Genomic DNA, 21,420 nt, shown 5'->3' on the forward strand with positions numbered 1-21,420 from the left:
ATCATTCCATTTGGACACGCCTTGTCTGGGTTTCAAAAACAAACGAACCGTTGTTCTTGATTTGTAAAACATCGTTTTAATTTATTTTATTGCGATTTGTTTCTGCGTCATTCTATTAATGATGGAAATGTGATCGCTGTCGAAACGCTGTTTCAATAAGGTGAGGTGGCTGGCAATTTTGACTTTTAGACAGAAGAAAAGCCGAAGGAGGAGATCGGTGACGGGTGAAACATGTGTCTTTGTAACATTCAATAACTCATTGCGACTAACTACTAAATTTCGTAGCGCATTCCTCATTTTTTGCAAACGCACATTCAGATGATTCTTAGTTTCGGGTATCATCCATTTCACCTAACTGTGATTGGCAGGATTTCACTGCAACTCAACCAGAAGAATTAGAATGTCTGCTATGGATATCAAAAAAAGCACGGAGCTGCATTTTGCCAGTTATCCACCCCCGGTCGTTGCCCAGAAAGAAATTGACCTCCTGGGGCTCTTCGAAATCTTATTTGCTGCCAGAAAGCGGATTATTGCTGTGGTTTTCGCTTTTGCTGTCGTGGGGCTTATCGCCGCCTTCCTGATGCCACAAAAGTGGACCAGTAAAGCGGTAGTGACCCCCGCGGAGCAAACCCAGTGGAGTGACGTGCAGAAAATGCTGATCGCGCTGCAGGTGCTGGATGTCGATGTCAGCGTTAAGCGCTCGGACGTCTTTAACCTGTTTATCAAAAAGTTTCAGTCTCAGTCGCTGCTGGAAGAGTATCTGAAAACCTCCCCCTTCGTGATGGCGCAGTTAAAAGATGCTGAGATCGATCCGCAGGACTTGCATCGCGCGGCGGTGAATATTGCTGAACGCATGACCGCGACCGATAACGCAGCAGCCAAAAATTCCGATAAAGCGCCCTACGCGTCATGGACGTTGAGTTTTAGCGCGCCGACGGCGCAAGACGCGCAGATCGTGCTGAAAGGGTACATCGATTACATCTCTGCCATCGTTGAGAAAGAGACGATGCTCAACGTGCGTAACGCGCTGGGACTGAAAACGCAGATGGAAAAAGAGCGGCTGGAGCTGGACCGTGTCCGTCTGACGACGATCCATAACACCAATCTTCAGCGCCTTAACTACTCTCTGGAAGTGGCAAACGCCGCCGGAATCAAAAAGCCGGTCTACAGCAACGGTCAGGCGGTAAAAGATGATCCTGATTACTCCATCGCGCTGGGCGCGGACGGGATTGCGCAGAAACTGCGAATTGAGAAATCGTTGAAAGATGTGGCCGAGCTGAACGCCGATTTCCAGAACCGCGAATACCATCTGGCTCAGCTGGAGAAGCTCTCCATCAATGATGTGAATTTTGAACCGTTCAAGTATCAGCTTTCGCCGTCGATGCCGGTGAAAAAAGACGGACCGGGCAAGGCTCTGATCATTATCCTGGCCGCTCTGATCGGTGGAATCGTGGCTTGTGGCAGCGTGCTGATTCGTGAGGCAATGCATGCACGTTCACCGCTACCAGAGCATGAACTGGCGACGAACTAAATCACATTGATGACGAGAAGGGCGGGGTAACAACCGCCCTTTTTTATTTATTTGAGGAAATCTTCGCGCACGGGGGTGAAGGTATCCAGCAGCGTGCCAGGTTTCAGGCACACGCAGCCGTGCATCACGTGCGGCTCTTTATAGAGGGTATCGCCCGCCGTCACCACGTGCTTCTTTTCGCCAATGGTGAACTCGAATTCGCCGGAGAGCACATAGGTTAACTGTTCGTGCGGATGGTTGTGCATTGGCCCAATCGCCCCCTGCTCAAAATTGACTTCCACCGCCATCATCTTGCCGTCGTGCGCCAGAATACGACGCGTCACGCCATTGCCCAGATCCTCAAGCTGTGTCTCTTTGTGGAAAATAAACATCGTGGTGTCCTGTTAATTAGTGAAACATTGTTTTAATTAATTTATATCAGCGCGAGTGAAAAGGAAACGGCAAGCCAAATAACTGGAAACAGGATCACAAGTTTGCTTCACTGGAGAAATCTGAACAGGAGAACATATGAAAACGATCGGTCTGCTGGGAGGAATGAGCTGGGAGTCCACCATTCCTTATTATCGCCTGATTAATGAAGGCATCAAACAACGTCTCGGCGGCCTGCATTCGGCGAGCCTGCTGCTGCACAGCGTCGATTTCCATGAGATAGAGGCCTGCCAGGCCAGCGGTGAGTGGGATAAAGCGGGCGAAATCCTCGCACAAGCGGCCCTCGGGCTGGAGCGTGCGGGCGCGGATGGCATTTTGCTCTGTACCAACACCATGCACAAAGTGGCGTCACATATTGAGGAAAGCTGCTCGCTGCCGTTCCTGCATATCGCCGATGCCACCGGGCGGGCCATAACCGCCAGCGGGATGACGCGCGTGGCACTCCTGGGGACGCGCTACACCATGGAGCAGGATTTCTATCGCGGGCGACTGGAGTCACAGTTCGGCATTGAAAGCCTGATCCCCAACGAGGCCGACAGGGCGCGCATCAACCAGATCATCTTTGAAGAGCTGTGCCTCGGTACCTTCAGCGACGCCTCGCGCCACTATTATCTCGGCGTGATCGATAAACTCGCGGAGCAGGGCGCCGAAGGGGTGATCTTTGGCTGCACCGAGATTGGTCTGCTGGTTCCGGCTGACGACAGCGCGCTCCCGGTCTTTGACACCACGGCAATTCATGCCGCCGATGCCGTCGAGTTTATGTTGTCGTAAGAGGCTAGTTTTGCAGGTCCGGTAACTGCTGCGCCACCCGGTGGGAGTGCTCCACCAGATGCGCCGTAAACGCATCAACCAGCGCAGACGCCGGGCGATGCAGCGGACGAATCAGGCTCACGGTAAAGGGAACGGAAATGCTAAAGCGGCGGATCACAATCCCGCTTGCGGCATAGTCCAGCGCCGTGAGCGGATTCACCACCGCAATCCCCACGCCCGCCCGCACCATCGCGCAAATGGACGCCGCGCTGTGGGTCTCTACCACCATCCGTCGTTTCACCTGATGTTCCTGGAACAGCGTATCCAGCAGCTGTCGGTAGCTGTCGGTCTGTGACAGGCTGATATAGTTTTCACCGTGGAAATCCGCCGGTGTCAGCACGTTTTTGCTGGCAAGGCGGTGGCCCTCAGGCAACACGCAGACTTCATCCAGAGACAGCAGTTCAGTGCGCTCCGTTCCCGCAGGTGTGACCAGGGTTTCGGTCAGGCCTAAATCGTGGCGCTGTGCCGAGAGCCACTCTTCAAGCAGCGGCGACTCCTGCGGCACAATAGTGAGATTCACGTCGGGATAGCGGGCGAGAAACGGCTGAATCAGCGGCGGCAGGAACGACTGGGAAAAGACCGGCAGGCAGACAATCGATAGCTCGCCCTGGCGGAATTCCCGCAGACTCTCCGCTGCACTGACGATGCGGTCCAGGCCGTACCACGAGCGCTGAACTTCTTCGAACAAGCGCAAACCCTGCACCGTCGGATGCAGCCTGCCGCGCGTACGCTCAAACAGCGTCAACCCTAACACTTTTTCAAACCGCGCCAGCTCGCGGCTCACCGTGGGCTGCGAGGTGTGCAGCATCTGCGCGGCTTCGGTCAGATTACCGGTGGTCATCACCGCGTGAAAAATTTCGATATGGCGTAGGTTAACGGCGGACATAGGGCACCTGTTTTGATCGGGAATCCATATCATTTTTGCATAGACTCGCGATAAAACGATATTTTTTATTCTCTTCGCGCTGTGGCGTAATGTTAAAAAATGACGTTACCCGGAGAACACCATGCCACGCCCCCTGAACAGTACCGATACCGATCTGAATGCCGAGAACCTGCTGCGCTTACCCGCTGAGTTTGGCTGCCCGGTCTGGGTTTATGACGCGCAGATCGTTCGCGAAAAGATTGCGGCGCTGCATCAGTTTGACGTGGTGCGTTTCGCGCAGAAAGCCTGTTCAAACATCCATATTCTGCGTCTGATGCGCGAGCAGGGCGTGAAAGTGGATTCCGTTTCGCTGGGTGAAATCGAACGTGCGCTGACGGCAGGGTACGATCCGAAGCACGACGGCGAGGCGATTGTCTTCACCGCTGACGTGATTGACAGCGCGACGCTCGCCCGCGTGCATGAGCTGCAGATCCCGGTCAACGCCGGTTCGGTGGATATGCTGGAACAGCTGGGGCAAGTTTCGCCGGGCCACCGCGTCTGGCTGCGAGTCAATCCGGGTTTTGGTCACGGGCACAGCCAGAAAACCAACACTGGCGGTGAAAACAGCAAGCACGGCATCTGGTATACCGACCTCCCTGCGGCACTGGAAGTGCTGCAGCGCTACAACCTGACGCTGGTGGGCATTCACATGCACATCGGTTCCGGCGTCGATTACGGTCATCTTGAGCAGGTGTGCGGCGCGATGGTGCGCCAGGTGATCGAATTCGGTCAGGATCTGGAGGCGATCTCCGCCGGTGGCGGCCTGTCGATCCCGTATCGCGAAGGGGAAGAGGCGATCGATACAGATCACTACTACGGCCTCTGGAGCGCGGCGCGCGACAAAATTGCCGCCCATCTGGGCCATGCGGTCAAACTGGAAATCGAGCCGGGACGTTTCCTGGTGGCAGAGTCCGGCGTGCTGGTCACTCAGGTCCGCAGCGTGAAGGCGATGGGGAGCCGACACTTCGTGCTGGTGGATGCGGGCTTTAACGATCTGATGCGCCCGGCGATGTACGGCAGCTATCACCATATTACCGCGCTGGCGGCGGATGGTCGTGACTTAACGCAGGCGCCGCGGGTTGATACCGTGGTCGCCGGTCCGCTGTGCGAATCGGGCGATGTCTTTACCCAGCAGGAAGGGGGCAAAGTGGAAACCCGCGCGCTGCCTGTCGTTGCGCCGGGAGATTACCTGGTGCTGCACGATACGGGGGCGTATGGCGCGTCGATGTCGTCCAACTACAACAGCCGTCCGTTGCTGCCAGAAGTGCTATTCGATAACGGCGTGGCGCGGCTGATTCGCCGTCGCCAGACCATTGAAGAGCTGCTCGCGCTCGAACTATTTTGAGGTGTAAAACGGCCCTGTCGTGACCGAATCGCGCAACATGAGCGTACCGGTAAACGGCGGGATCGTCTCGATCGGCTGGTGGTTAGCCAGCCGAACCGCCTGATCGATAGCCGTGACGATCATATTATCGATTGGCAGATAGACGGTGGAGAGGGCGGGTTCCAGCCATTTGGCGCTCGGCGCGTCGTCAAAACCAAACAGCGAAATGTCCTGCGGAATATGCAGCCCGGCCTGATGCAACGCTTTGGACGATCCGAGCGCCATATCATCGTTACAGGCGAACAGGGCGGTAAACGGGACTTTCTCGCTGAGCAGTTCGTTGCACAGCTCGTATCCCCGCGTCATGCCCGCATCTCCGTACTTCACCCGACGATCGTCCCAGGCAATGCCGTGTTTTTCCAGCGCCTGACGATAGCCCATCAGACGTGCTTTACCCGTTGGGGTGTGAATGGGCACTGTAATGCAGGCGATCTCCCGATGGCCCTGGCTAATCAGATAATCGACCGCTTTAAACGCCGCTTCCTGCTGCTCGAAAAACACGCATCGATCGCGCGCCAGACTGACGTCGCGGTTAATCACCACCAGCGGCATTTTCACGCTGTTGATAAGCTTCATGATCGCTTTTTCGCTCATATAGCGCGTGTACAGCACAATGGCGTCGCACTGGCGGTCTGCCAGCATTTGCACCGCCTGCTCTTCACGCTCAGGCGCGTCATGGCCGTCGGTGACGATCAGCTGCTTGCCGTGCGTTTCCGTCTGGCGCGACGCCTGCTGCAGCAGACGACCAAAGTAAAAACCATCAAAAGTTGAGACCACCAGACCAATGCTGTTGCTGGTCTGGTTCGCCAGCGACTGCGCGAGGAAATTTGGGCGATAGCCCAGCTCTTCCATCGCGTTAAATACCTGCTGACGCGTACTCTCTTTGACCTGACCTGTGCCATTCAGCACGCGCGAGACCGTGGCTTTCGACACACCCGCGCGTAGTGAGACATCCAGCATTGTTGCCATTAGACATTCCTGCATTCACGTAATCGTCCGCAGTTTATCACAGACCCTCAGGCGCATAAGCGAGACGGCGAGGGGAAAATCCCTATCGCGATCACGGTTCAGCATAAAACGGGGTAACTGGCATACCAAAGTGGTGAAAAATCATGATTTGGAATACCTCTGGCCGCATTGAGAGTTGAATCACAGAACCCTGAGCGACCTGAAGCTATTTTTGGTATGCCAATAGTATCCGGCTGTACACCTTATTCTCTATCCAGGCGGCTTCATGTGGCAGGACGGCGGCACCCGTACCCATCCCGATGCACTTACGTTAGGCAGCGGTTCGGGTGAGTGAGTGCAGCCATAACCCTGCAACGTGAAAGGCGACGGGTATAAAAGCCCTTTTACTGAGGTATTACCTTATGGCAGTGCAGGAAAAACTGATCGACGCTCTGGGCAGTTTCGCCACTAAATTCAACAGCTATCGCTATATCATGGCGATAAAATCCTCGTTCATTACCTTAATGCCAGTCATCATTGTGGGCGCCTTCTCGGTGCTGATTTCCAACATGGTGCTGGACCCTAAAAACGGCCTCGCGAGCTTCCAGTCCCTCTCGTTTCTGGCGGCGCTTAAGCCGATCACTAGCGCGATAAACTACGCCACGCTGAATTTTCTCAACATTGGCGCGGTGTTTTTAATTGGTATTGAGCTTGGGCGTATCAACGGTATCAAATCACTGTTTCCGGGCCTGCTGGCAGTGATCTGCTTTATCTGTGTCACGCCGACCACCGTCGAAATGCTGGTCGACGGGCAGATGCACGTGGTGAAAGACGTGCTGCTACGCCAGTTCTCGGATACCCGCAGCCTGTTCCTCGGCATGTTTATTGCCATTCTCTCCGTCGAGGTTTACTGCTGGCTGGAAAACCGTCCAGGGCTGAAAATCAAAATGCCTGATACGGTCCCGCCGAACGTTTCAGCGTCGTTCTCGGCGCTGATCCCGGCGATTATCACCACCACCGCCATTGCGACCTTCGGTTTTATCTTCCATCAGCTGACCGGCATGTACCTGTATGACGCGGTCTATCAGGTGGTGCAGCAACCGCTTGAGCGCGTGGTGCAGAGCCTGCCGGGTATTCTGTTGCTGATGTTCGTCGCGCAGCTTTTCTGGGTGATCGGCATCCACGGTAATCAGATGATCAAACCGATCCGCGAGCCGCTGCTGCTGGGGGCGATCACCGTCAACATGAGCGCCTTCGAGCAGGGCAAAGAGATCCCCAACATCATCACCATGCCGTTCTGGGATGTGTACATGAGCATCGGCGGATCGGGTTTGACCATCGGCCTGCTGATCGCGGTGATGATTGGCACGAAGCGCAAAGAGATGCGTGAGATCGCCAAGCTCTCTATCGGGCCGGGGATTTTTAACATCAACGAACCGGTGATCTTCGGTATGCCAATCATGCTCAACCCCATCCTTGCGATCCCGTTCATCATCACTCCGCTGGTGACCGGCTCGATTGGCTATTTCGCGACGGTCACCGGTTTCGCCGGAAAAGCCGTGGTGATGGTGCCGTGGACTACGCCTCCTCTGATCAACGCCTGGTTGTCGACGGCGGGATCGATGGGAGCGGTGATCACCCAGCTGATCTGTATCGTCACCGCCGTGCTGATCTATCTGCCGTTCGTGAAGATGGCCTCACGCCGCGCGGAGCAGGCGGCCCTGCAGGCGCAAAGCCAGCAAGCGACAAATAACGCATGAGGATCTCATGAGCACAAAACACATCTCGATCCCGCAGGATTTTATTCTGGGTGCCGCTGCGTCGGCCTGGCAAACGGAAGGCTGGAGCGGCAAAAAAGAGGGGCAGGATTCGTGGATCGATCTCTGGTACAAAAACGATCGTCACGTCTGGCATAACGGCTACGGCCCGGCGGTGGCGACCGATTTTATCAACCGCTTCCGCGAAGACGTGGCATTGATGAAGCAGGCCGGACTGACGCACTATCGCACCTCTATTAACTGGTCGCGGTTTTTGACCGATTACGAAAACGTGATCGTCGATGAAGAGTACGCGGCGTATTACGATGCTCTGTTCGACGAAATGCACCTTCAGGGCATCGAGCCGATGATCTGCCTGGAGCACTACGAGCTACCGGGTGCGCTGCTGGAAACCTACGGCGGCTGGGCCTCAAAGCAGGTGGTGGAACTCTTTGTGCGTTACGCCGAAAAAGTGTTTGCACGTTATCACGGGAAAGTGACGCGCTGGTTCACCTTCAACGAGCCGATTGTGGTGCAGACGCGCGTTTATCTCGACGCGCTGCGCTGGCCCTACGAGCAGAACACAGGCACCTGGATGCAGTGGAATCATCACAAAGTGCTGGCGACGGCGAAAGTGGTGAAGCTGTTCCATGAGAAAGGCTACCGGGGAACCGTGGGCTGCATCCTGAATCCGGAAGTGACCTATCCGCGCTCGAAAGCGCCCCATGACGTGCGCGCGGCAGAGATCTACGATCTGTTCTATAACCGCATCTTTCTCGACCCGCTGGTACATGGACGTTATCCACAGGCGCTGTTTACCTTACTTGAGCAGCACCATGTGCAGTGGGAGTACAGCGCGGATGAGCTGGCAATCATTGCCGAAAATACCGTCGACGAGCTGGGGATCAACCTCTATTACCCGCACCGGGTCAAAGCCCCGTCACGGGCCTGGCATCCGGAAACGCCCTTCCATCCGGCCTACTACTACGAACCGTTCGAACTGCCGGGGCGCAAAATGAACGCCTCGCGCGGCTGGGAAATTTATCCACGAATTATCTACGACATGGCGATGCGTATCAAAAACGACTATCGCAACATCCCGTGGTTTGTGGCGGAAAGCGGAATGGGCGTAGAAAACGAAGGGCAATTCCGGGGCAGCGACGGGGTTATTGCCGACGATTATCGTATCGCGTTTATCAGCGAGCACCTCTATTACACGCTGCTGGCGCGCGAAGAGGGGGCAAACTGCCACGGCTACATGCTGTGGGCGTTCACCGATAACGTCTCGCCGATGAACGCGTTCAAAAACCGCTATGGCCTGATTGAAATCGATCTGGCCGATAACCGCGCCCGCCGGGCGAAAAAGTCGGCGGCGTGGTTCCGAAAGCTGCGCGATGAACGCACGCTGACGCTGACTGTCGATGATGAATGGAAATAGGCTAATCACGACGCAGGTTCTGGTAAAATAGCCGCCAACTGGCCGGGAGGATGCCCGGCCCGAGCGTCAACTCAACTGTCAGTACAGGTGAAATCGTGGAGAAGGCCGTCGTTCCGCCAGAAAAAAAACAGTACCAGGAGATTGGCGATGATCTGCGCACGCAAATCATCGACGGTCACTATCCTGTGGGGTCCCGTCTGCCGCCTGAGCGCAATATCGCCGAGACGTACGGCGTCAGCCGCACCATCGTGCGCGAAGCCTTACTCATGCTGGAGTTGCAGGGTACCGTCGATATCCGTCAGGGTTCCGGCGTTTACGTGATGCGCATCCCCGAAGAGCACGAAAACGAGGAAGAGCGCTTTTTAAATAGCGACGTCGGCCCGTTTGAGATTTTGCAGGCGCGCCAGCTGCTCGAAAGCAATATTGCCGCCTTTGCCGCGAAAATGGCGACCCGCGCGGATATTGATAATCTGCGCCGCATCATCGAGCAGGAGCAGCGCGCGATTGCCGCCGACGATCACAGCCAGGATAACAACAAGATGTTCCACCTGGTGCTGGCGGGCGCAACGCAAAACCAGATGCTGCTGGCGACTGTCGAGAGCGTCTGGCACCACATGGACAGCAGCCCGCTGTGGCAGCAGTTCAACGTTCACATCGCCAGCCGCGCATATCGCCTGAAGTGGCTTGGCGATCGCCAGACCATTCTCGCGGCCCTGCGTCGTCGCGACGTGATGGGGGCGTGGCAGGCCATGTTCCAGCACCTGGAAAACGTCAAAAAAAGCCTGCTGGAGCTGTCGGATGAAGACGCGCCGGATTTTGACGGCTATCTTTTTGAATCTGTCCCGCTTTTCCAGGGGAAACTGGTGTGAAGATCATTCCCCTTTATGCCGCTGCGCACCATGCCCAGCGCGTAACCGACTGGCTATGGCAGGCGTTTGGTGACGGTTTACCGCGTGAATTCTTTGCCAGCATCATCGAACACAGCCAGACGCCGGGCGCACTGCCGCTCACGTTTGTGGCGGTCGAGGGCGAAACACTGCTGGGCACCGTGGGATTATGGCGCTGTGATTTGATGACACGCCAGGATCTCTTTCCGTGGCTGGCGGCGCTGTACGTTGACGACGCCGCGCGCGGGAAAGGGCTGGCAGGGCAGTTGCAGGAGCATGTGATGGGCTATGCCGCAAAGGCCGGGTATTCCGAGCTGCATCTCTGGTCAGCCTGCCGGGACTTTTATGAGCGCTACGGCTGGCAGTACATCGGCGATGCGCTGGAATACCCGAATAAAAACGTCCATCTCTATCGCTATTCGCTGACCGGATCTGCGGGGGCAACCACGGAGTGACGGCGAACCAGCGTCGGGCTGAACAGGTGAGTGATATCTGGCGGCGGGCGTTTTTCGGCCAGCGCCAGGGCCAGTTCAGCGGCCTGCGTTGCCATGGTCACAATCGGATAGCGCACGGTGGTTAAGCGCGGGCGCACGTAGCGCGCGACCAGCACATCATCGAAACCAATCAGCGAAATTTCTGCCGGTACGTCGATACCGTTATCGTTCAGCACCCCCATCGCACCCGCGGCCATCGAGTCGTTATAGCAGGCCACGGCGGTGAAATTCCGCCCACGACCTAACAGCTCCGTCATCGCCTGCTCGCCGCCGCTCTCGTCGGGTTCGCCATAGGTGACCAGACGGTCGTTGCACGGCAGGCCGCTTTCGCGCAGGGCATCGTAATAGCCGCGCAGACGATCTTCGGCATCGGAAATCTGGTGGTTTGAACAGAGATAACCAATGCGCGTATGACCCTGCTGGATCAGATGGCGTGTGGCAAGCCAGGCGCCGTAGCGATCGTCCAGTGCCACGCAGCGTTTCTCATAGCCGGGGATAATGCGGTTAATCAGAACCATGCCGGGGATCTGTTTCATCAGATGCAGCAGTTCGGCGTCGGGGAGGACTTTGGCGTGAACCACCAGGGCGGCGCAGCGATGGCGTATCAGCTGCTCAATGGCCTGGCGCTCTTTTTGTTCGTTATGGTAGCCGTTGCCGATCAGCAGGAAATTGCCGGTCTGGTACGCCACCTGTTCAACCGCTTTGACCATCGCGCCGAAAAAGGGATCCGACACGTCGCCGACCACCAGACCCACGGTTTCCGTCGACTGCTGCGCCAGGGCGCGCGCGTTGGCGTTGGGATGATAGTTCAGGGTTTCCATGGCGCTTTGCACGGCCTGACGGGACGCATCGCTGGCTTTCGGTGAATTGTTGATGACGCGAGAAACGGTCGCCACAGAAACACCTGACAGACGAGCCACATCCTTAATTGTCGCCATTAAATACCTTCTTTAGGGGGTAAGCGTTTACACACTCAATAGTGTTGCGGAAAACCGAGGTGCATTCAAGGGCTGGCCCGCAATGCACCTCGCAAACGTGACGCAGAACATGGGAAAACAGTGTAATCGTTACACGGGGAAGCATGTCAGAATAATGTCAAAGCGAACCTTTGCTTACACTTTGCGGCAGGCTGTTGCGATTGTCTGCTGGTGGAGAATGTGAACAGATTGCTAAAGTCGAGATCCCAGAGGTATTGATAGGTGAAATCGACTCCGGTTGATTAACACGAATTACACCAACCTGCGTCCATACGCAGGTTTTTTTTGTCTGTAACTTCAACATGTAACAGCAATCGATATTTTTCACACCTGGTTGCACTTAGGCTCATTCCCTTGCGTTTTCGCGCTGGCGAAGCGGATTGCCAGCAGCCACAATCAAGATCCCAGAGGTATTGATTGGTGAGAATTCTTGGTACGGTTTCGTACTCATCTCTTGCACCAGCCTGCGCGGATGCGCAGGTTTTTTTTCGCCTGAAATACGCTACCTCTCCTCCCGCCTGCACTTCTCGTGTAATCTGCCACAATTTAGCGTAACCCTAAAATTTAACAGGCAAAGGGAGTTGAAATGCTATTTGGGTTCTTCCGTACCTTGTTTCGTATCCTCTTTCGCGTCCGCCTGACGGGGGACACTCAGTCATTGCGCGGCGAGCGCGTGCTCATCACTCCAAACCACGTCTCCTTTATCGACGGCGTTTTGCTGGCACTTTTCCTGCCTGGCCGTCCGGTCTTCGCGGTCTACAGCTCCATCAGCCAGAAGTGGTTTATGCGCTGGCTGGCGCCGCTGATTGATTTTGTTCCCCTCGATCCGACCAAACCGATGATGATTAAACATCTGGTGCGCCTGATCGAGCAGGGCCGTCCGGTGGTGATCTTCCCGGAAGGGCGTCTTACCGTGACCGGCTCGCTGATGAAAATCTACGACGGCGCGGGGTTTGTCGCGGCGAAATCCAAAGCCACCGTGGTGCCGCTTCGCATCGAAGGGGCAGAGCTGACCTATTTCAGCCGTCTGAAAGGGCTGGTGAAGCAGCGCCTGTTCCCGCAAATCACCCTCCACATTTTGCCTCCGACCACGCTGCCGATGCCTGAAGCACCGCGCGCACGGGATCGCCGCAAGATCGCAGGCGAAATGCTCCATCAAATTATGATGGAAGCGCGCATGGCCGTGCGCCCGCGCGAAACCTTATATGAATCGCTTCTCTCCGCGCAGGACCGTTTTGGCGCGAAGAAAAACTGCATTGAAGATATCAATTTCACGCCCGATACCTATCGCAAGCTGCTGACCAAAACCCTGTTTGTGGGCCGTATTCTGGAAAAATACAGCCAGCACGGGGAAAAAATTGGTCTGATGCTGCCTAACGCCGGGATCAGCGCGGCGGTGATTTTCGGTGCGGTCTCGCGCGGACGCATTCCGGCGATGATGAACTACACGGCGGGTGTGAAAGGGCTGACCAGCGCGATAACGGCTGCGGAGATCAAAACCGTTTTCACTTCGCGCCAGTTCCTCGATAAAGGCAAACTCTGGCATCTCCCGGAGCAGCTCAAGCAGGTGCGCTGGGTGTTCCTCGAAGATTTAAAAGCTGACGTTACCCTTGCCGATAAGCTGTGGATCTTTGCTCATCTGCTGGCGCCACGTCTGGCGCAGGTTAAACAGCAGCCGGAAGATGCAGCCATTATTCTGTTTACCTCCGGTTCTGAAGGCAATCCGAAGGGGGTTGTCCACTCCCATAAAAGTATTCTGGCGAACGTCGAGCAGATCAAAACCATTGCCGACTTCACCGCGAACGATCGTTTTATGTCGGCGCTGCCGCTTTTCCACTCCTTTGGCCTGACGGTCGGTCTGTTTACGCCGCTGTTCACGGGCGCCGAGGTGTTCCTTTATCCTAGCCCGTTGCATTACCGAGTTGTACCGGAACTGGTGTATGACCGTAACTGTACGGTGCTGTTTGGCACCTCAACGTTTCTTGGCAACTATGCGCGTTTCGCCAATCCGTATGATTTCTTCCGCGTGCGCTACGTGGTGGCGGGAGCAGAGAAACTGCAGGACAGCACCCGTCAAATCTGGCAGGACAAGTTTGGTCTGCGCATTCTTGAGGGTTACGGCGTGACAGAGTGTGCCCCGGTGGTCTCGATCAACGTGCCGATGGCGGCGAAGCCTGGCACGGTCGGGCGCATTCTGCCGGGCATGGACGCACGTCTGTTAGCGGTGCCGGGCATTGAAGATGGCGGTCGCCTGCAGCTCAAAGGGCCAAACGTGATGAATGGCTATCTGCGTGTGGAAAACCCAGGCGTGCTTGAAGCGCCGACGGCGGAAAACGCGCAGGGCGAGGTCGAAACCGGCTGGTATGACACGGGCGATATTGTGCGCTTTGATGAGCAGGGCTTCGTGCAAATCAAAGGCCGCGCCAAACGCTTTGCCAAAATCGCCGGGGAGATGGTCTCACTGGAAATGGTGGAACAGCTGGCGACAGCGGTTTCTGCCGACAAAATGCATGCCACGGCGATTAAGAGCGACGCGAGCAAAGGCGAAGCGCTGGTGCTCTTTACCACCGACAGCGAACTGAAACGCGAGCAGCTTCTGCACTACGCCCGCGAGCATGGCGTGCCTGAGCTGGCCGTGCCGCGCGATATTCGTTATCTGAAACAGTTACCGGTGCTCGGCAGCGGTAAACCCGATTTTGTCGCGCTGAAAGGCATGGTTGATGAGGCGGAACAGCATAATGCGTGAGTCAGTACACACTAACACCTCCCTGTGGTCAAAGGGCATGATGGCGGTGACCAGCGCTCAGTTCCTTTCGGCCTTTGGCGACAATGCGCTGCTATTTGCCACGCTGGCGCTGCTGAAAGCCGAGTTTTATCCGGACTGGAGCCAGCCCATCCTGCAGATGGTGTTTGTGGGTGCTTACATCATTTTTGCGCCGTTTGTCGGGCAGGTGGCTGACAGTTTCCCTAAAGGGCGCGTAATGATGTTCGCCAACAGTCTCAAACTGCTGGGCGCGGCGAGTATCTGCTTCGGCTTTAATCCCTTCATCGGCTACACGCTGGTGGGGATTGGCGCGGCGGCGTATTCACCGGCGAAATACGGGATTCTGGGGGAGCTGACCACCGGCGACAAACTGGTTAAAGCCAACGGCCTGATGGAGTCCTCGACAATTGCCGCCATTCTGCTCGGCTCCGTCGCCGGTGGTGTGCTGGCGGACTGGCATGTGCTGGCCGCGCTGGGTGTGTGTGCGCTGGTGTATGCGGGCGCAGTCGTGGCGAACCTGTTTATCCCGACGCTGCCCGTGGCGCGTCCGGGGCAATCCTGGCGCTTTACGCCGATGACGGCCAGTTTCTTCAATGCCTGCCGCGTGCTGTGGCGTAACGGCGAAACGCGCTTCTCCCTCCTGGGCACCAGCATGTTCTGGGGCGCGGGCGTGACGCTGCGCTTCCTGCTGGTATTGTGGGTGCCGACGGCGCTCGGGATCACCGATAACGCCACGCCCACCTATCTCAACGCGATGGTCGCTGTGGGGATTGTGGTCGGGGCCGGTGTGGCAGCGAAGCTGGTCACCCTGGAAACCGTATCGCGCTGTATGCCTGCGGGGATTTTGATTGGTGTTGGCGTGCTGTTTTTCTCCCTGCAACATGCGCTGCTGCCGGCTTACGTGCTGCTGATCCTGATTGGTATGCTCGGTGGTTTCTTTGTTGTACCGCTGAACGCACTCCTGCAGGAGCGTGGTAAACAGACCGTCGGGGCGGGTAACGCGATTGCGGTGCAAAATCTCGGTGAAAACACCGCGATGCTGCTGATGCTGGGGCTGTATTCGCTGGCGGTTAAAGTGGGATTACCGGTCGTGGGCATCGGCATCGGGTTCGGTGGGTTGTTTGCGCTGGCAATTGCGGGGCTGTGGCTCTGGCAGCGTCGTCGGTAACGGATTGCCGGGCGGCGACTTCGCCTTACCCGGCATACCAGATCAAAACGCGTTACGGTGCCGGATAGGTGTAAACCTGATGCACCGCCTCAATCTCCGCCAGCACCTCTTCGCTCAGCTCCAGATGGAAACTGTCGATGTTCGTTTTCAACTGCTCCATTGTGGTGGCACCCAGCAGGGTGCTTGCCACGAACGGCTGACGACGCACAAAGGCTAATGCCATCTGTGCCGGGTCCAGACCGTGACGTTTCGCGATATCAACATACGCCGCAACGGCTTTCTGCGTTTGCTCACCGCTGTAGCGGGTAAAACGGCTGAACAGGGTATTACGTGCCCCAGCAGGTTTTGCGCCGTTGAGGTATTTACCGGTCAACGTCCCGAAGCCGAGGCAGGAATAAGCCAGCAGCTCAACGCCTTCATACTGTGTCACTTCCGCCAGACCCACTTCATAACTGCGGTTAACCAGGCTGTAAGGGTTCTGAATGGTCACAATGCGCGGCAAATCGTGCTTATCGGCCAGATGCAGATAGCGCATCACGCCGAACGCCGTTTCGTTCGAGACGCCAATATAGCGGATCTTACCGGCGCGCTGACACTCGGTCAGAGCTTCCAGGGTTTCGAGCAGGGTCACCACCGGCGCGCTGTCGCTCCAGGTATAGCCCAGCTTGCCGAAGCAGTTGGTCGGGCGCTGAGGCCAGTGAACCTGGTATAAATCGAGATAGTCGGTCTGCAAGCGCTTCAGGCTGGCATCCAGCGCGGCGCGGATATTTTTGCGATCCAGAATCTGATTCGGACGAATGCCCGCGTCGTTATTGCGCGACGGGCCGCTGACTTTCGACGCCAGCACCAGCTTTTCGCGATTGCCGTTTTTCGCCAGCCAGTTGCCAACGTAGGTTTCGGTCAATCCCTGGGTTTCCGGGCGCGGAGGCACCGGGTACATTTCGGCCACATCAATCAGGTTGATCCCCTGGCTGACGGCGTAATCGAGTTGCGCATGGGCATCGGCTTCGCTGTTTTGTTCACCGAATGTCATCGTGCCCAACCCCAGTTGGCTGATCTCCAGAGTGCTGTGGGGGATACGGTGATAATGCATAGCCGGCTTCCTATACTGTGTAAATTGACGGCGTCAGGAATCTCCCCGACGAAGGACTATAAACATGGCAGAGGGGGAGCAAAAGGGGAAGAAAAAAATCAAAAAGGCCAGTAAGCAACTGACCTTTAACTGTTTATCTTTCGATGATTTGCGAAACTTCGTCGCGATTGATCTGCATCTTATTGCCCTGCTGATCGTTGTAGCTTACAAGGCCGGTATCGTCGTCGACTTCGGGTTTGCCGTCAGTCAGAATCATTCGACCGTCTTTTGTCGCCATAACGTAATCACTGCTACAACCTGAAACCGCAAACGCTAAACCCACCGCTGAGATTATCACTGCCCATTTTTTCATCGTTATCATCCTCACCTGGCTCGTATCACATCATAGTGTAGTAATAACCTGAGAAAGCGTCAGGAGGAAGCAGTAAAATCTTAAACATCAGGTGAATGTGTTTGATTCAGTTCAAACTTCGGCTAAAAACCGCGTTTAAGCGAAAAAGTGACGAGCCAGCAGAGCACCGGTGAAGTTCTTCTTTAAATAGAAGCCGCGCGGCAGCGTCAGGATCGGTTCTCCCTGAGCGCCAATCGCCTCGGTCAGCGCCTTGCTGTTAGCGGCTTTCGGGCGTAACTGCATCACCTCGCCATGACGCGCGGTAATCCGCTCGACCTGACCCAGCACGATCATATCCATTAGTTCCTCCCAGTCCTGCGAAAGCTGCCGCTCTTCCTCTTCGTTTGGGCTCCACAGCAGTGGCGCACCCACGCGGCGATCCGCAAGGGGAATAGCTCTGTCGCCTTCGATGGGCACCCATAGCACGCGCTTGAGCTTATGGCGTACGTGGCTCATTTCCCAGGTCACACCCGTATTCCCGGTGAGCGGCGCAACGCAGACAAAGGTGGTTTCCAGTGGTTTTCCCTGGCGATCAATGGGGATGGTTTTAAGCTCCACCCCGAGAGCGGCAAAATCCTGCTCGGGTTTACTGCCCGCGCTTGCGCCAAGCCAGCGCTCCAGCAACACACCGATCCAGCCTTTATCCCGTTTCAGATCCGCAGGAATCGGCAAGCCCGCCATGGCCGCCAGCTCGCCGAGCGAGTAGCCCGCGACGCGTTGTGCCTGCTGCAATAACTGCGCTTCAGTAGCCGGAGGGGAGGTGAGTGGAAGGAGCGGAAGCATAACGTTAAACCTTTGATTAAAAAATGAACCGTAAAAGCAGACCTTGTGGATAGAGTTTAACTATTTCTTTAGCGATATGGCAGGTTGATGATTTATCAGCATTTTTAAGACAAATCCACTGCCGGATAAAAAGGGTAAAATCGGGTTGTTCAAAACTGGTCACTGACAATGAACAGGATCTTACACCATGTTATCCACAGAAAAGTGGGATAAGTGGGAATAACCCTCACTACTGTTTCAATTTACAGCCTTGACGTGCGACGAAAATCGAATTTTCACACAAATAGTGCCTAAGTTATTGGCACAATCTGTGGATAAAACCGACGCTGTTCGATCTTTCATCAGCACGCGGATCTCTCATGTGATGATCGTCACGTTATGGCGTCTTATTCACAGAGGTTACCCATTAAGATAATGAAATATAGCTATTTATTTCTCGATGAGATTGCGGGGTGATTTCCTTCCCGCAATGTTGTCCAGCGGTAATTCCATACTTCTTCACAACTATATCCACAGAAAAAGTGAATAAAATGGCCCTTCTTGTCCGTCATCTGTTTATAACTTGAGTGAAAATTGTGAGTTATTCAAATGTTATTCGTTCGCAGCCCTGTAAGAGAGTGGTTTACCGCCTCACAGGAGTATGAAACAATCGATCATATATAAGGTTTAGTTTGAGGTAGTCCGGTGATTGATGACGATGGCTACCGCCCGAATGTAGGTATCGTAATTTGTAATCGTCAGGGCCAGGTTATGTGGGCAAGACGGTATGGTCAGCACTCCTGGCAATTCCCGCAAGGCGGGATCAATCCAGGAGAGTCCCCAGAACAAGCGATGTATCGGGAGCTGTTCGAAGAAGTCGGCTTAAGCCGAAAAGATGTTCGCATCCTGGCTTCGACCCGCAACTGGTTGCGTTACAAGTTACCGAAACGTTTGGTGCGTTGGGACACAAAGCCGGTTTGTATCGGCCAGAAACAAAAGTGGTTTCTTCTGCAATTGGTGAGCAACGACTCGGAAATCAATATGCAAACCAGCAGTACGCCAGAGTTCGATGGCTGGCGTTGGGTGAGCTACTGGTATCCCGTTCGTCAGGTCGTGTCCTTTAAGCGCGACGTTTACCGCAGGGTGATGAAAGAGTTTGCAAGTGTGGTGATTGCGTTTCAGGAGGCCCCTCCTAAACCGCAAAGCCCACCTGCCTGGCGACGTAAAAGAGGTTAAGCAACGCACATCATGCTCACCCGCTTGCGAGAAATAGTCGAAAAGGTTGCCAGTGCTCCGCGCCTCAATGAGGCGCTGGACATTCTGGTGACCGACATCTGTCTTGCGATGGAAACCGAAGTCTGTTCGGTGTATCTGGCCGACCACGATCGACGCTGTTATTACCTGATGGCGACACGTGGGTTGAAAAAACCGCGTGGTCGCACCGTTGCGCTCGCCTTTGATGAAGGGATCGTTGGCCTCGTTGGACGGCTGGCGGAACCCATCAACCTCGCCGATGCGCAAAAACACCCCAGCTTTAAATATATCCCTTCCGTCAAGGAAGAGCGTTTTCGCGCGTTTTTAGGTGTCCCTATCATTCAGCGCCGCCAGCTTCTTGGGATACTGGTGGTGCAGCAGCGTGAGCTTCGCCAGTTTGACGAAAGCGAGGAGTCATTCCTCGTAACGCTGGCCACGCAAATGGCCGCAATCCTCTCCCAGTCTCAGTTAGCCGCGCTGTTTGGCCAGTATCGCCAGACGCGTATCCGTGCGCTGCCCGCATCGCCGGGCGTGGCCATCGCCGAAGGGTGGATGGACGCCACGCTGCCGCTCATGGAGCAGGTGTACGAAGCCTCCACGCTGGACGCTGCCCTTGAACGCGAACGTCTGACCGGTGCGCTGGAAGAGGCCTCCAACGAATTCCGTCGCTACAGTAAGCGTTTTGCCGCGGGGGCGCAGAAAGAGACGGCAGCGATTTTTGACCTTTATTCCCACCTGCTGTCCGATGCGCGCCTGCGCCGCGAACTCTTTGCCGAAGTGGACAAAGGATCGGTGGCGGAATGGGCGGTGAAAAAGGTCATCGAACGGTTCGCTGAGCAGTTTGCCTCCCTGACAGACGGTTATCTGAAAGAGCGTGCGGGCGATCTGCGAAGTCTGGGCCAGCGTCTGCTGTTCCATCTCGACGATACCATTCAGGGCGAAAACGCCTGGCCAAAACGCTTTGTGCTGGTCGCCGATGAACTGTCGGCAACTACTCTCGCCGAACTGCCGCATGACCGACTGGCAGGCGTCGTGGTGCGCGATGGCGCAGCCAACTCCCACGCGGCCATTATGGTGCGCGCGCTGGGTATTCCCACCGTCATGGGCGCGGATATTCAGCCTTCGGTGCTGCAACGCCGCACCCTGGTGGTCGACGGTTATCGCGGTGAGCTGCTGGTCGATCCTGAGCCCGTACTGCTGCAGGAATATCAGCGATTAATCAGTGAAGAAAACGAATTAAGCCGCCTGGCGGAAGATGACGTCGATCTGCCCGCGCAGTTGAAAAGCGGCGAGCGGGTTAAGGTGATGCTCAATGCAGGCCTTAGTCCGGCGCACGAAGAGAAGCTCGGCAGCCGTATCGACGGCATTGGCCTGTACCGCACTGAAATTCCGTTCATGTTGCAAAGCGGCTTCCCTTCCGAAGAGGAGCAGGTGGCGCAGTATCAGGGAATGCTGCAGATGTTTAACGACAAGCCCGTCACCCTGCGAACGCTGGATGTTGGCGCGGATAAACAGCTGCCGTACATGCCCATCAGTGAAGAAAACCCGTGCCTTGGCTGGCGTGGGATCCGCATTACGCTCGATCAGCCGGAGATTTTCCTGGTGCAGGTGCGCGCCATGCTGCGTGCTAACGCAGCCACCGGAAATCTCAGCATTCTTCTGCCGATGGTGACCAGTCTGGACGAAGTCGACGAAGCGCGTCGCTTGATCGAACGTGCTGGGCGCGAAGTGGAAGAGATGATCGGTTATGCGATTCCCAAACCGCGCCTCGGCGTGATGCTTGAAGTCCCTTCGATGGTCTTTATGCTGCCACAGCTGGCCAACCGCGTGGATTTCATCTCGGTCGGTACGAACGATCTGACCCAGTACATTCTGGCGGTGGACCGTAACAATACGCGCGTCGCGAGCATTTACGACAGCCTGCACCCGGCGATGCTGCGTGCGCTGGCGATGATTGCGCGTGACGCCGAATTGTACGGAATCGACCTGCGCCTGTGCGGTGAAATGGCAGGGGATTCCATGTGTGTGGCGATCCTGATCGGTCTTGGCTTCCGTCATTTGTCGATGAACGGTCGCTCGGTGGCGCGTGTGAAATATCTGCTGCGCCACATCGAAATCGAAGATGCTCAGGAGCTGGCAAAACGCAGCCTTGAGGCACAGCTGGCGACGGAAGTCCGTCACCAGGTCGCGGCCTTTATGGAGCGTCGCGGCATGGGCGGTTTGATCCGCGGTGGTCGCTAAACTTTCCCATTCCCTACACGAATGGAGCGACACTCGGCTCCATTCTCTATACACATCTTTTACATCTCAGGCGCATCCTCCGCGCCTGCCTTGTGCTATGATTCGCAACTTTGGAGCGTGGGTTAACCCTGCGCGCGCTTATTTTTCGCTGTCCACTTTCAGCGGAA

18 protein-coding genes and 1 pseudogene are annotated in these 21,420 nt (G+C 55.8%); 11 read left to right on the forward strand and 8 right to left on the reverse strand.

The window, feature by feature from the left end; all coding sequences use genetic code 11:
* Nucleotides 1-400 precede the first annotated feature (400 nt).
* Nucleotides 401-1,531, forward strand: a complete 1,131-nt coding sequence (gene wzz(fepE), locus OVA10_RS06595; RefSeq protein WP_268195651.1) for an LPS O-antigen length regulator Wzz(fepE) — start codon at nucleotides 401-403, stop codon at nucleotides 1,529-1,531.
* 47 nt (nucleotides 1,532-1,578) lie between these two features.
* On the opposite strand, the gene OVA10_RS06600 is transcribed toward wzz(fepE), so the two are convergent.
* Nucleotides 1,579-1,902: a cupin domain-containing protein gene (locus OVA10_RS06600; protein WP_268195652.1), complete on the reverse strand. Its 324-nt coding sequence runs from the start codon at nucleotides 1,900-1,902 to the stop codon at nucleotides 1,579-1,581.
* A 136-nt stretch (nucleotides 1,903-2,038) separates the two neighbouring features.
* Between OVA10_RS06600 and OVA10_RS06605 the strand changes: the two genes are divergently transcribed.
* Nucleotides 2,039-2,731, forward strand: a complete 693-nt coding sequence (locus OVA10_RS06605) for an aspartate/glutamate racemase (protein ID WP_123428610.1) — start codon at nucleotides 2,039-2,041, stop codon at nucleotides 2,729-2,731.
* Between the two features lie 4 nt (nucleotides 2,732-2,735).
* Here OVA10_RS06605 and OVA10_RS06610 read toward each other — a convergent pair whose 3' ends face one another.
* Complete coding sequence (locus OVA10_RS06610; protein ID WP_268195653.1) at nucleotides 2,736-3,656, reverse strand: LysR family transcriptional regulator; 921 nt, start codon at nucleotides 3,654-3,656, stop codon at nucleotides 2,736-2,738.
* Between the two features lie 121 nt (nucleotides 3,657-3,777).
* Between OVA10_RS06610 and lysA the strand changes: the two genes are divergently transcribed.
* Entirely contained in the window at nucleotides 3,778-5,040 is a 1,263-nt protein-coding gene (gene lysA / locus OVA10_RS06615) for a diaminopimelate decarboxylase (RefSeq protein ID WP_268195654.1), read from the forward strand.
* Here lysA and OVA10_RS06620 read toward each other — a convergent pair.
* On the reverse strand, nucleotides 5,032-6,048 hold the full coding sequence (locus OVA10_RS06620; RefSeq protein WP_107702910.1) for a LacI family DNA-binding transcriptional regulator: 1,017 nt from the start codon (nucleotides 6,046-6,048) through the stop codon (nucleotides 5,032-5,034). The two genes, lysA and OVA10_RS06620, sit on opposite strands and share 9 nt — an antisense overlap.
* A gap of 401 nt (nucleotides 6,049-6,449) precedes the next feature.
* Between OVA10_RS06620 and OVA10_RS06625 the strand changes: the two genes are divergently transcribed.
* From OVA10_RS06625 to OVA10_RS06640, 4 genes are all read left to right on the forward strand, one after another.
* The gene (locus tag OVA10_RS06625) at nucleotides 6,450-7,787 is read left to right on the forward strand and encodes a PTS sugar transporter subunit IIC (protein ID WP_268195655.1); all 1,338 of its coding nucleotides are present in this window, start codon (nucleotides 6,450-6,452) and stop codon (nucleotides 7,785-7,787) included.
* A 7-nt stretch (nucleotides 7,788-7,794) separates the two neighbouring features.
* Nucleotides 7,795-9,222, forward strand: a complete 1,428-nt coding sequence (locus OVA10_RS06630; protein ID WP_268195656.1) for a glycoside hydrolase family 1 protein — start codon at nucleotides 7,795-7,797, stop codon at nucleotides 9,220-9,222.
* A gap of 95 nt (nucleotides 9,223-9,317) precedes the next feature.
* On the forward strand, nucleotides 9,318-10,091 hold the full coding sequence (locus OVA10_RS06635; RefSeq protein WP_100779075.1) for a GntR family transcriptional regulator: 774 nt from the start codon (nucleotides 9,318-9,320) through the stop codon (nucleotides 10,089-10,091).
* The gene (locus OVA10_RS06640; protein ID WP_248859101.1) at nucleotides 10,088-10,564 is read left to right on the forward strand and encodes a GNAT family N-acetyltransferase; all 477 of its coding nucleotides are present in this window, start codon (nucleotides 10,088-10,090) and stop codon (nucleotides 10,562-10,564) included. The genes OVA10_RS06635 and OVA10_RS06640 overlap by 4 nt, the downstream gene beginning before the upstream one ends.
* On the opposite strand, the gene galR is transcribed toward OVA10_RS06640, so the two are convergent.
* Nucleotides 10,525-11,541, reverse strand: a complete 1,017-nt coding sequence (galR, locus tag OVA10_RS06645; RefSeq protein WP_100779077.1) for an HTH-type transcriptional regulator GalR — start codon at nucleotides 11,539-11,541, stop codon at nucleotides 10,525-10,527. The genes OVA10_RS06640 and galR overlap by 40 nt on opposite strands.
* A gap of 625 nt (nucleotides 11,542-12,166) precedes the next feature.
* On the opposite strand from galR, the gene aas reads away from it, so the two are divergent.
* Complete coding sequence (aas, locus tag OVA10_RS06650; RefSeq protein ID WP_268195657.1) at nucleotides 12,167-14,326, forward strand: bifunctional acyl-ACP--phospholipid O-acyltransferase/long-chain-fatty-acid--ACP ligase; 2,160 nt, start codon at nucleotides 12,167-12,169, stop codon at nucleotides 14,324-14,326.
* Entirely contained in the window at nucleotides 14,319-15,512 is a 1,194-nt protein-coding gene (lplT, locus tag OVA10_RS06655; protein WP_100779079.1) for a lysophospholipid transporter LplT, read from the forward strand. Before aas ends, lplT begins: the two co-directional genes overlap by 8 nt.
* 52 nt (nucleotides 15,513-15,564) lie before the next feature.
* Here lplT and OVA10_RS06660 read toward each other — a convergent pair whose 3' ends face one another.
* The 4 genes and pseudogenes from OVA10_RS06660 to OVA10_RS06675 all read right to left on the reverse strand — a co-directional run.
* Nucleotides 15,565-16,605, reverse strand: coding sequence for an NADP(H)-dependent aldo-keto reductase (locus OVA10_RS06660; RefSeq protein WP_102104674.1), 1,041 nt, complete (start codon nucleotides 16,603-16,605; stop codon nucleotides 15,565-15,567).
* 133 nt (nucleotides 16,606-16,738) lie between these two features.
* The gene (locus OVA10_RS06665) at nucleotides 16,739-16,957 is read right to left on the reverse strand and encodes a YgdI/YgdR family lipoprotein (protein WP_100779081.1); all 219 of its coding nucleotides are present in this window, start codon (nucleotides 16,955-16,957) and stop codon (nucleotides 16,739-16,741) included.
* A 135-nt stretch (nucleotides 16,958-17,092) separates the two neighbouring features.
* Nucleotides 17,093-17,779 carry a DNA mismatch repair endonuclease MutH gene (gene mutH / locus OVA10_RS06670; protein WP_100779082.1) on the reverse strand — a complete coding sequence of 229 codons (687 nt, stop codon included), beginning with the start codon at nucleotides 17,777-17,779 and terminating at the stop codon, nucleotides 17,093-17,095.
* A gap of 152 nt (nucleotides 17,780-17,931) precedes the next feature.
* Nucleotides 17,932-18,009: pseudogene (locus OVA10_RS06675) on the reverse strand (hypothetical protein); the annotation flags it as partial.
* Nucleotides 18,010-18,463: 454 nt separating this feature from the next.
* Here OVA10_RS06675 and rppH point away from each other — a divergent pair.
* The gene (rppH, locus tag OVA10_RS06680; protein WP_100779083.1) at nucleotides 18,464-18,994 is read left to right on the forward strand and encodes an RNA pyrophosphohydrolase; all 531 of its coding nucleotides are present in this window, start codon (nucleotides 18,464-18,466) and stop codon (nucleotides 18,992-18,994) included.
* A gap of 12 nt (nucleotides 18,995-19,006) precedes the next feature.
* Complete coding sequence (ptsP, locus tag OVA10_RS06685; RefSeq protein WP_100779084.1) at nucleotides 19,007-21,253, forward strand: phosphoenolpyruvate--protein phosphotransferase; 2,247 nt, start codon at nucleotides 19,007-19,009, stop codon at nucleotides 21,251-21,253.
* Nucleotides 21,254-21,420 lie beyond the last annotated feature (167 nt).

Origin of the sequence: Lelliottia sp. SL45 (genome assembly GCF_026672535.1) — a bacterium.
GTDB classification, from domain to species: Bacteria; Pseudomonadota; Gammaproteobacteria; order Enterobacterales; family Enterobacteriaceae; genus Enterobacter; species Enterobacter nimipressuralis.